The following is a 10555-nucleotide window of genomic DNA, read 5'->3' on the forward strand; positions in this document are numbered from 1 at the left end:
GGTAATATGAATTTGCGCGCTGAATTGGTAATTGTCGGCGGCGGCTCTAGGCTGGAAGAAATAAAAAAAATTTCCGGCGATAGGCAAGAGATAAAATTTTTGGGACGAAAAAATGAAAATGAAGTTGAGGAATTGATGCTCTCCGCTGATTGCCTGATCGTGCCCTCGCTATGCTATGAAAATTCGCCCTCGGTTATTTACGAGGCGGTTGCCACCCGATTGCCGGTCATCGGCGCGAAAATCGGCGGCATCACCGAATTGCTTGAAGCAGCAGGCGGCATTTTATTTGAGCCGGGGAACCCCGTGGATTTAGCTGAAAAAATGGCAAAAGTTATTAAAAACCCGGTTGAACTTGAGAAAATTAAGGTTAAGCAAACGGCTTGGATTTCACCCGATTATATTGACGAACTGCTTAAGTTGGCAAAAGAATAAATAGCAGGTAAAATAAGAATACCTTTTAATAAAATTCGGATGTGCCCCTTTTCGTAGCGGGGCTCCGCCGAAGGCGGATTACTTATGCTGGGTTTATCTAGAATTTATCATCACTTTGATCTCTTGAAAGACAAAATCGCTTATAGTTTGTCCGAAGTTTTTGGTTTGTTTTTTGTCAAAGTTTATCTGATCATTTTGTTATTGCAGAACCTTTCAATCTGGGCATTTGTCTGGCTATTCGCGCGCCGCGTCGTCGTCGGCCTGGCTATTTTGCATTTTACTGTCGATTTTGGCATTGATTTGGTCGGCGACGCGAAAAAATTGTTCATGATCCCCATTTTTGGCTTATTCGTTAGCGCGCTTAATTTTTTACTTTTATTTGTTTTTCTGAAAAATAAAAATTTTAAGTTTATCGCCCATCTATTGCTGGCCACGGCGCTGCTGGTTAATGTTTTTTTGTCATTGGCGCTTGGCCCGATCTATTGGATGAATTTTCGATAACATAGAACACAGAACATGGAACATAGAGCATAGAGCAGGTGTGAAATAAAAATATAATTGTAAAATTAAAGTTTAGAAAAATATCTGCGGACGAAAAATAAATATAATTAATTTAATTTTTTAAATTTAGAGAAGAGCTGGCAATAGAAAAAAGATGGTTTGATAAGAATTACGTTTTCCGTTTCGCCATGTTCTATGTTCCATGCTCTTTGCTCCTTGTTTATGCCCGAGCTTCAATTAGTCCGAATCTTATTGCTAACCTCGCTGTCTTTTGTCCTTGCCTTTGCCTGTACGCCGATCCTGACCCATTTTTTGTATAAATATAAGATGGGCAAGAAGATCCGCAACAACGGCAATACGCCGATCTTCACCGCCCTGCATCTGCATAAAGCCGGCACGCCGACCATGGGCGGAGTTTTGATCTGGGGAACTTTGCTTATTTTGATCATTGTTTTTTTCTATTTGGGAAAATTTTTCCCCAGTCTGTCGGCTTTGAACTTTTTTTCCCGCTCTGAAACTCTTTTGCCTTTGGGAATTTTGATTTTTAGCGCCATCATCGGCTTGGCCGATGACTGGCTGGATATCCGGGGCCAGGGCAAAGGCGGCTTGCGCATGAAACACCGCCTTCTTATCTATACGGTGATCGCGGCGATCGGCGCGGCTTGGTTTTATTTTAAATTGGATTGGACGACTTTGCATATTCCGTTTTTGGGAAACTTTGAGATCGGCGCCTGGTATATTCCGTTTTTTATTTTTGTCATTGTCGCCACCGCTTTCTCCGTTAACGAAACCGATGGCTTGGACGGTTTGGCCGGCGGAACTTTGTTGATCGCTTTTGCTTCTTTTTCGGTAATTTCTTTTTCTTTAGGCAGATTCGATCTGGCCGCTTTTTGCGGAGTCATCATCGGCGCTTTAATCGCCTTTCTTTGGTTTAATATTACTCCGGCCAGATTTATCATGGGCGATACCGGAGCGATGAGCATGGGGATCGCGCTTGGTGTTATCGCCTTGCTGACCAACAGCGCTTTTATCCTGCCGTTGGTCGGTTTCATTTTTGTGATCGAATCTTTATCGGTTATCATTCAGCTAACTTCCAAAAAATTACGCGGCGGAAAAAAAGTTTTCCAATCCGCGCCGATCCATCATCATTTTCAGGCGATCGGCTGGTCCGAGCCCAAGATCGTCATGCGCTTCTGGATGATCGCCGGCGTGGCCGCCGCCATCGGCTTGGCGATGTTTTTTCTGGATATTAAATTTTAGGTATATAATGCGAATACAACGAATTTTACGCGAATACTACAAAATCCGCGAACCGAATTGAAATTTGTTAAATAGTTCGCGGTATTCGCGTTCATTATTACTAATTCGTATGAGCCGCATTCGTAGCGCGGCAGACGAATCGGTAGTATTCGCATCATGTTAATGTTCAAAGTAGGACGTCCGATTAAACAAAGAACTTCTTCAGCTTTGCATCAGCCCGATAAAAAACTTTTGGTTTCCATCGGGCTTTTGATCGTCCTCGGTCTTGTTTTTCTTTCTTCGGCTTCGGCGGTCGTGGCCTATACGCGCTATGGGGCGAGCAATTATTTTTTTAAGCGGCAATTATTGGTCGTTTTGGCCGGGGCGGTGCTCTTTTACATCTGCTACAAGATCGATTATCATCTTTGGCGCAAATACGCTTTTTTCTTTTTGGTTCTTTCCTGCGTTTTTTTGTCACTGGTTTTTATTCCCGGCTTGAGCATGAACGGCGGCAAGGCCAGGAGCTGGCTGGATATTTTCGGTTTTTCCCTTCAGCCTTCAGAATTCGTCAAAATTTTTTTTCTGATTTATCTGGCGGCCTGGCTGGAAGCGCGGCGAAAAGACTTGCATGATTTCAAGCAGGGGATCGGTCCATTCCTTTTGGTATTATTGGTGATCGCCGTTTTAATGCTGTTACAGCCGGACTTGGGCACCTTAGCCATTATCGGCAGTGTTTCTTTGATCGTTTATTTTGTCGGCGGCGGAAAAATATTACATTTGGCGATCGTTCTGCTTTTAGTGGCTCTGGCTTTGACGGTAATGGTGCATTTTAAACCTTATCAAATGGAACGCTTCAAATGCGCTTTTGAATCATCGGCTAATGTCAAAGCTGAATGCTATCAGCTTAATCAGTCGCTGATCGCCGTTGGTTCGGGGGGAATTTTCGGCCGCGGCTTGGGACAATCGCGGCAAAAATTTTTGTATTTGCCAGAGGCCTACGGCGATTCGATCTTCGCGGTGATGGCCGAAGAGATCGGTTTTGTTTTTGCCACGGCCTTTCTTCTGCTTTGCCTTTTTCTTTTTTTTCGGATCATTATGATCGCTAAGTACGCGCCCGATCTTTTCGGCAAACTGCTCTGTACCGGCGTAGCTTCCTGGCTGGCCATTCAAACCTTTTTCAATGTCGGCGGGATCATCGGCCTGATTCCAATGACCGGCGTTCCTCTTCCTTTTGTTTCCCAAGGCGGATCAAGTTTAATAGCCGCTTTGATCGGTTTGGGAATCGTCTTGAATATCAGCCGGCAGACGACTAATTTTCATTGATTTGACTTTTTTGTCCGGATTTGTTATAATTATAAAGTAATATTAATAATTAATAAAAAATATGGGTATTGAAAATTTTCCTACATCCGAGCCAAAATCTAAAAATAAGGGGAAAATGAATCCGGTTAAGGCTTTTGCCGCGGGTGCGATGATTATGGCCGGCGGAATTGTGGCCGGGCTTAAAGCCGAAACCCCGGTAAGCGATATTGCTAAAAAAGGAAAAGCTGATTCGACCCAGGTGACGCCGGCAAAACAATCACATGGAAGAATTGAACCCGGCCCCATTGCTTTTAGCCAGCCGCCGACCGAAACCAAAGAAGCTTCGGATATCGACGCGATGCTCGCGGCCGAATCTTCAAAATCAACTTATTCCGTGAGAGGGAAAGGTCCCAGCACTGAAAAAGTGCTTGGATATGGAGACGCCCAAAAAGAAGGTACGATATACCAGACGGCCGTGGGGAAAAAAGATGAAGTTAACAGAGAGTACAATCAGCTGAAAAAAGAGCATAAGCAGGAGAAGAAGACGGTGATCAGTTTCGTTGATAAAAATTAGAGAGAAATAAATCGCTTGCCGCCACTCGTGAATTGACAGGAATATATTAAGAATAAAAAAATAACTCGTCATTGAGTTATTTTTTGTTTTGGTCTAAGATTGGGAATATGGATAGGAATATTGAAAAGAAAACTAAAAAAATCATTTTCACCGGCGGGGGAACGGCCGGCTCGGTTTCGCCATTATTGGCGATTGCCGAAGACTTGCGCGCCCAGCCCGCCTTCGCCAAGGCTTCCCCCTTCGCTAAAGCTTCGGAGGACAAGTCGGCGGACAAGGGCGGATTGCGTCCAACGAAGTCCGTATCAACGGGCGAAGGTGGATTTGAATTTTTGTTTGTCGGCACTAAGGCCGGAATTGAAAAGCAAATGGTCAAAGATGCCGGTCTGCGCTATCGCGCCATTGCCGCCGGCAAATTGCGCCGTTATTTTGATTGGCGGAATTTTATCGATATTTTTAAGATCAAGCTCGCGTTTTGGCAGGCATTTTTTATAATTCTCAAAGAAAAGCCGGATTTGGTTTTGTCGGCCGGAAGTTTTGTGGCTGTTCCCGTGGTTTGGGCCGCCTGGCTTTTGCGCGTGCCGGTGATCGTTCATCAGCAAGATATCCGACCGGGTTTGGCTAATAAATTAATGGCGCCGTTAGCGCGCACTATCACCGTAACTTTTGAAAAATCTTTGAAAGATTACGGTGCGAGGGCAGTTTGGACAGGAAATCCAACTAGAACAAAGATCAAAGAACAAAGAACAGAAGGTAATTTTAATTTAAGTGGAGGCTTGCCAGTTGTTTTTGTAGTTGGCGGGGGGACGGGGGCGGAGGGGATAAACAAATTAGTCGAGCAAGGCTTGGAAAATTTGGTCACTTTTTGCCAGATCATCCATTCGACCGGGAAGGGGAAGATGATTGCCAAGCGGCACGATAATTATCACCCCTTTGAATTTTTAAACGCGGAGCAAATGGTCGCGGCGCTTTCTATCGCCGATTTAATCGTTTCCCGCGCCGGCTTGGGGGCGTTAACGGAAATTTCCGCTGCCGGAAAACCGGCGATCGTCATACCGATGCCCGATTCGCATCAGGAAGACAATGCCGCCTTGCTGGTCGAAAAAGATGCCGCCGTGGTTTTAAACCAGAAAATCTTGAATCAAGATTCTTTTGTTGCGGCTATCAAAGCTTTGTTGGATAATCAAGCGGAGAGAGAACGGTTGGGAAGAAATATTAAGTTGCTTTTTAAGGAAGGAGCAAACGGGGAAATAGTTAAATTGATTTTAAACATTTTGAATATCCAATAAAAAATATCCAATAACCAAAAAATATTAAAATATTAAATTATTTTTTAAAATATTGGTTATTTGATATCGGTTATTAAGGTTATGGACTTCTCCAAATTCAAAAAAATCTACATGATCGGCATTAAGGGCGTCGGCATGACCATGCTGGCGCAGTTTTTGGTTTCTAAAGGGTATAATGTTTCCGGCTCGGATACGGCGGAAGTTTTTATGACTGATCAGATTTTGGCGAAATTCGGGATTAAGGTTAATCAAGGTTTTAGCGCCGACAATGTTCCGTTCGATGCCGATTTGATAATTTATTCCTCAGCCTATAATCTCGAGACAAACGCGGAAGTCGGCAAGGCATTGGCTGGGAAAATTAAGACTTTGACTTACGCTGAAGTCTTAGGCGAGATTTTCAATCAAATGTACGGCATTGCTGTCTGCGGTTCGCACGGCAAGACAACGACAACCGCCTGGTTAGGTTATGTCTTGATGAAAGCCGGCTTAAAACCGAATGTTTTGGTGGGGGCGCGAGTCGAGCAATTTGACGGCGCCGGAACTTATGGCGATTCGGATTATCTGGTGATTGAAGCTGATGAATATCAGAATAAATTAAAATACTATAATCCCAAAGCTGTCTTGTTGAATAATATCGATCATGATCATCATGATTTTTTTCCGACCCTGGAAAGTTATATCGATGCCTTTGTAAAATTTATCGAAAAAATTCCCAAGAAAGGATTTTTAGTGACCAATTTTGACGATCCGATCATTGCCAGGGTCGCCAATGTCAAGAAGGTGAATTGCGAAGCAAGAGAGGCCACCTTGGGGTGTTGCCGCGGGAAAATAATTTCCTATGCCTTAGATCGCGCCGACGTAAATTTTTATGCTCACGATATTAAGCAGCAAGGTCTGAAACAATTTTTTAAAGTTCGCTATCGCGAATCGGCAACCACCCCTACCCCCTCCTTGCTTGCCCCTCGGAGCGATAGCGGAGTGGGGGAAAGGAGGAGAAATGAAAAGCCCCCTCTTGAGAGGGGTGGAGGCCGTGAGGCCGGACGGGGTGTGTTACCGTCGGAGACAGAAGAACTCGGCGACTTCTCTATTTCCCTTTCCGGCAAACATAATATCTATAATGCCCTGGCGGTGATTGCCGCGAGCATCGAATTGGGCGTTGATTTAAAAGATATCCGGACTTATTTGGAAGAATTCACCGGAACTGACCGTCGCGCCAAGATTATGGGCAAATTCAATGGCGCGACCATTATTGATGATTATGGCCATCACCCGACCGAGATCAAGGCGACGTTGTCTGGTTTGCGCGCCGCCTATCCCGACCAAAAAATTATTGCCGTATTCCATCCCCATACTTTCACCCGCACCAAGGCTTTGTTGAACGAATTCGCCCAAAGCTTTTCCGATGCTGATAAAGTGATCGTTCTGGATATCTATGGCTCGGCCCGCGAAAAGCAGGGCGGCGTTTCCAGTTTGGATTTGATCGCCAAGATGAAAGAGTATGAAGAGAACAAACCCGCCTTCGCTAAAGCTACGGTGGGCAAGAATTTTGTACACGTCCATGATTTGCTCGCCTGCGAAAAATATCTGCGCGAAACGGTTGATCGCGGTCAAGTCGTCGTTCTGATCGGCGCCGGCGACGTCTTTCGTGTTGGCGAAGCGCTCATTAACGGGTAAGCTAATAAGGTTGCATTGCCAAATAATTTGTTGTATTATAATTTTGCCGGTAAAATCCTAAAAATTGGTAATAACTTTTTCCGGGAGGGTAAATGGATAATTTTACCTTTTTTTGCACCTCGGTTGCCATTGTTCTTTGTTTCATCCTAATTTGTTTCCTTGATCCGCGGGCAAAAAGATTGCCCATGAAAATGCGCTTGCGAGCCGCATTTACGTTTTCTGCTACTGTTGTGGGAACGGTAGTCATGGCCGGCATGGTCGTCAGATGGATAAAATTAGTTTTGTAGATTTTTTCGGGGCTTTTTAATAAGCCCCCTTTTTTTTATATTTTTTTCCCTTGATTTTTGGGGTAAAAATGATAGAATTAAAGTATTATTGTAATTTTGGGAGGATAATTGAAATATGGCTATTGAGTTAAAGATCAAAAAAAGTGTACCATTGTCGCCATTGACCACTTTTAAGATTGGCGGGCCGGCGAAGTTTTTCGTGGAAGTGAAAACCAAGGAAGATCTGCTTGAGGCGGTCGAATGGGCAAGAAAAGAAAAGGAGCCGATTTATTTTTTGGGTGGCGGCTCGAATTTGCTGATTGCTGATGAAGGTTTGCCGGGGTTGGTGATCAAATTTTCCAATCGGGAAGCCGTCAATCTAAGTCCGCGTTTTGCCTGCGGCGCGGGTGCGTCATTGGCTTATGTAATTTCACTTACCCGAGCGGCCGGTTTATCCGGTTTGGAGTGGGGTTTTGGTATTCCGCAGGCGTTGATCGGCGGCTGTATCCGCGGCAATGCCGGCGGGTTTGGGATGAATACCGGCGATATTATTGAAACGGTAGAGGTTTACAATTTGCATAAAAATCGCTGGGAAACCTTAAGCCAGAAGGATTGCCAATTCGGTTATCGTACCAGTATTTTTAAAACCGATCCCAATTTGATAATTTGGTCGGCGATCTTCAGATTAAAACCGGCTCCGGTCGAACAAATCAACGCGATGGTCGAAAATAATATGCAGAAGCGCGACGCTTCTCAACCAAAATTACCCAACGCCGGTTCAGTTTTTAAGAATTTATTTGTCGACGATATCCGCCATATTAATCCGCAATTGGCTGAATTTATTGACGAGCAAGGCGTGGCTAAAGGCGGCAAGATCGGCGCCGGATATCTGATCGATATGCACGGTCTTAAGGGTAAGGCCATGGGCGGCGCGAAAATTTCCCTCGAGCACGCCAACTTTATCGTCAACACCGGCCGCGCCACGGCCCGCGACGTGATCGAGCTGATGGAATTCGTGAAGAAAGAAATTAAAATAAGATTCAAAGTTGAGCTGGAAGAGGAAATAGTCTATCTGCGATAGAATTTTAAATTTTCAATTTTTGCCATGCAGCAGTCTCGCATTAGCGGACTGCTGCCTACGGTTATTTTGCAGCAGTCCCGAGGCGGAGACTGCTGCACGGCGCAACCGATTTATGAAAATTCCTGAATATTTAGAACAGATAATTGAAAAAATGGAAACGGCCGGGTTTGAGGCCTGGATCGTGGGCGGCTGCGTCCGGGATTTTTTAATGGACAATCCGCCAGCCGGCGGACCGAATGACTGGGATTTGACGACTAACGCCAAGCCGGAAGAAATGCTGAAAATTTTTCCTGAGGCGCATTATGAGAATGAATTCGGCACGGTGATTTTGCCGGTAAAGACGGAAGCCGGGGAAAACATTGATGCGATTGAAATTACTACTTATCGGTCCGAGCAGGGTTATTCGGATCGCCGGCGGCCGGACGAAGTTAAATTTGAAAAAGAGATTGATGCGGATCTGGCGCGCCGCGATTTTACTATCAATGCTTTGGCGATGAGGAGTGAGAAAAGCAAACTGCCCTTGAAAGAAGAATTAAAAAAATATCTTATTCATTTGCAAAAAGATATTGGCGGAGTAGTCGGCGATAACCCACCCCGCCTCGCCGGGCTCGGCACCCCTCCCGAGGAGGGGACTCATTATAAAGACGGGTATCAGATCGTTGATCTTTTTGGCGGCGTCAAAGATATTAAGAAAAAAATTGTCCGCGCCGTGGGCGAGCCATATGATCGCTTCAAGGAAGATTCATTAAGGATGATGCGCGCCATCCGTTTTGCCGCCCAGCTTAATTTCAAGATTGAAGACAAAACCGAGCGCGCGATCGTCAAGATGGCCGGGGCGTTGAAATTCATCGCCCGCGAGCGCGTCGCCGTGGAATTGATAAAAATTTTACAGTCTGACCGCCCCTATGACGGCATCATGGCTTTACACGAGACGAAATTATTGCAATATATCATTCCGGAACTGGAACAGGGCGTGGGCATCGAGCAGAGCCGCCACCACATCTATACGGTTTTTGAGCACGGAGTTTTATCGCTCAAGCATTGCCCGAACAAAGAATGGCAGGTCAGATTTGCCGCGCTGATTCATGATATCGGCAAGCCGAAAACCAGAAAAATCATCAACGGTATTTGGACTTTTTACAATCACGAATATGTCAGCGCCCGTCTGGCCGAACGGCTTTGCAAAAGCCTGAAATTTTCCGCGGCCGACACTGATCGTATCGTTAATCTGGTCCGCAATCATATGTTTTATTATAATGCCGGCGAAGTGACGGCCGCTTCGGTCCGAAGGTTGATCAAAAAAGTCGGCAAGGAAAATCTAAAGGACTTGATCGATCTGCGCATCGCCGACCGGCTTGGTTCGGGCACGCCGAAAGCCGAACCGTATAAATTGCGCCATCTGCAATATATGTTCGAACGGGTGCAGAATGATCCGGTTTCGGTGAAGATGTTGAAGATCAATGGTAACGACTTGATGAATGACTTGAAAATTACGCCTTCGCCGAAGATCGGGGAAATACTTGACGTGCTTCTGGGTGAAGTTATTGAAAACCCGGAAAATAATACCAAAGAATATTTGGTCAAGCGCGCCAAAGAACTTAACGAGATGAACGGCGCGGAACTCCGCAAAAAGGCTAAGGCCTTGGTTGAGGAAAAACGTGACGAGGAAGACCGGAAGATGAAGAGAGGATTTAAAGTATAAAGTAAAAAGTAAAAAGATTTTCCCTTATTTTGTCATCCTGAGGCGGAAGCCGCCTCGGCTGACGACGAAGGATCTATTTTGTAGAAACTTGAATTACTGCGGCCAACTTTTTTATTGATAGCGTTTTTTACTAATTCGTTCTAATGCTCGATGAGATGTTTAAAAATTTCTCGGATAACAGATCCTTCGCGCGGCGCTCAGGATGACAAAAATCGTTATGAATTTCCCATACATCGTCAATTTAAATTATATCTTAAATGACCGCGGCGAAGTTCTGCTGCAGAAAAAGGCGCGCGGATTCGGCAAGGGAAATTGGAACGGCCCGGGAGGAAAATTAAAACCAGGAGAAAGTCCGGCTGATTCGGCGCGGCGGGAAGTTCTGGAGGAAACCGGAATTATTATCAAAGACCTGGAACAGCGCGGCGAGATTGAATTTGTTTTTATTGACGGAAGCATCAATAACCATACTTATGTTTTTGTCACCCGCGATTGGGAAGG

General features: G+C 45.1%; 11 protein-coding genes. All 11 read left to right on the forward strand.

What is annotated here, in order from left to right:
• Positions 1-432, forward strand: a 432-nt coding sequence (locus tag PHE24_06655) for a glycosyltransferase (protein MDD4902779.1), incomplete at its 5' end; no start/stop codon positions are given.
• Between the two features lie 84 nt (positions 433-516).
• Positions 517-933 (forward strand): hypothetical protein, encoded by a 417-nt coding sequence (locus PHE24_06660; GenBank protein MDD4902780.1) that lies wholly within the window; start codon positions 517-519, stop codon positions 931-933.
• Positions 934-1128: 195 nt separating this feature from the next.
• Positions 1129-2193, forward strand: a complete 1065-nt coding sequence (mraY, locus tag PHE24_06665; protein MDD4902781.1) for a phospho-N-acetylmuramoyl-pentapeptide-transferase — start codon at positions 1129-1131, stop codon at positions 2191-2193.
• 162 nt (positions 2194-2355) lie between these two features.
• On the forward strand, positions 2356-3495 hold the full coding sequence (gene ftsW / locus PHE24_06670) for a putative lipid II flippase FtsW (GenBank protein ID MDD4902782.1): 1140 nt from the start codon (positions 2356-2358) through the stop codon (positions 3493-3495).
• A 61-nt stretch (positions 3496-3556) separates the two neighbouring features.
• Complete coding sequence (locus PHE24_06675; protein MDD4902783.1) at positions 3557-4048, forward strand: hypothetical protein; 492 nt, start codon at positions 3557-3559, stop codon at positions 4046-4048.
• Positions 4049-4155: 107 nt separating this feature from the next.
• A complete protein-coding gene (locus tag PHE24_06680) occupies positions 4156-5334 on the forward strand; it encodes a UDP-N-acetylglucosamine--N-acetylmuramyl-(pentapeptide) pyrophosphoryl-undecaprenol N-acetylglucosamine transferase (GenBank protein ID MDD4902784.1) in 1179 nt (392 codons plus the stop codon).
• A gap of 81 nt (positions 5335-5415) precedes the next feature.
• Entirely contained in the window at positions 5416-7008 is a 1593-nt protein-coding gene (locus tag PHE24_06685; GenBank protein MDD4902785.1) for a UDP-N-acetylmuramate--L-alanine ligase, read from the forward strand.
• 92 nt (positions 7009-7100) lie between these two features.
• Positions 7101-7295, forward strand: a complete 195-nt coding sequence (locus PHE24_06690; GenBank protein ID MDD4902786.1) for a hypothetical protein — start codon at positions 7101-7103, stop codon at positions 7293-7295.
• A 115-nt stretch (positions 7296-7410) separates the two neighbouring features.
• Positions 7411-8355 carry a UDP-N-acetylmuramate dehydrogenase gene (gene murB, locus PHE24_06695; protein ID MDD4902787.1) on the forward strand — a complete coding sequence of 315 codons (945 nt, stop codon included), beginning with the start codon at positions 7411-7413 and terminating at the stop codon, positions 8353-8355.
• Between the two features lie 112 nt (positions 8356-8467).
• Positions 8468-10057 (forward strand): HD domain-containing protein, encoded by a 1590-nt coding sequence (locus tag PHE24_06700; GenBank protein MDD4902788.1) that lies wholly within the window; start codon positions 8468-8470, stop codon positions 10055-10057.
• Between the two features lie 217 nt (positions 10058-10274).
• Positions 10275-10555 (forward strand): NUDIX domain-containing protein (locus tag PHE24_06705; GenBank protein MDD4902789.1); only part of this gene is annotated, 281 nt, incomplete at its 3' end.

It is taken from the genome of Patescibacteria group bacterium, from assembly GCA_028707065.1.
Taxonomy (GTDB): domain Bacteria; phylum Patescibacteriota; class Patescibacteriia; order Patescibacteriales; family WJLG01; genus JAQTUZ01.

Excerpts from the sequence above, each read along its gene's own strand:
- PHE24_06680 (MDD4902784.1), top strand. The coding sequence starts at position 4,156 with ATGGATAGGAATATTGAAAAGAAAACTAAAAAAATCATTTTCACCGGC.
- murB (MDD4902787.1), top strand. The coding sequence starts at position 7,411 with ATGGCTATTGAGTTAAAGATCAAAAAAAGTGTACCATTGTCGCCATTG.
- PHE24_06685 (MDD4902785.1), top strand. The coding sequence starts at position 5,416 with ATGGACTTCTCCAAATTCAAAAAAATCTACATGATCGGCATTAAGGGC.
- mraY (MDD4902781.1), top strand. The coding sequence starts at position 1,129 with ATGTTCCATGCTCTTTGCTCCTTGTTTATGCCCGAGCTTCAATTAGTC.
- PHE24_06660 (MDD4902780.1), top strand. The coding sequence starts at position 517 with ATGCTGGGTTTATCTAGAATTTATCATCACTTTGATCTCTTGAAAGAC.
- PHE24_06675 (MDD4902783.1), top strand. The coding sequence starts at position 3,557 with ATGGGTATTGAAAATTTTCCTACATCCGAGCCAAAATCTAAAAATAAG.
- PHE24_06690 (MDD4902786.1), top strand. The coding sequence starts at position 7,101 with ATGGATAATTTTACCTTTTTTTGCACCTCGGTTGCCATTGTTCTTTGT.
- PHE24_06700 (MDD4902788.1), top strand. The coding sequence starts at position 8,468 with ATGAAAATTCCTGAATATTTAGAACAGATAATTGAAAAAATGGAAACG.
- ftsW (MDD4902782.1), top strand. The coding sequence starts at position 2,356 with ATGTTCAAAGTAGGACGTCCGATTAAACAAAGAACTTCTTCAGCTTTG.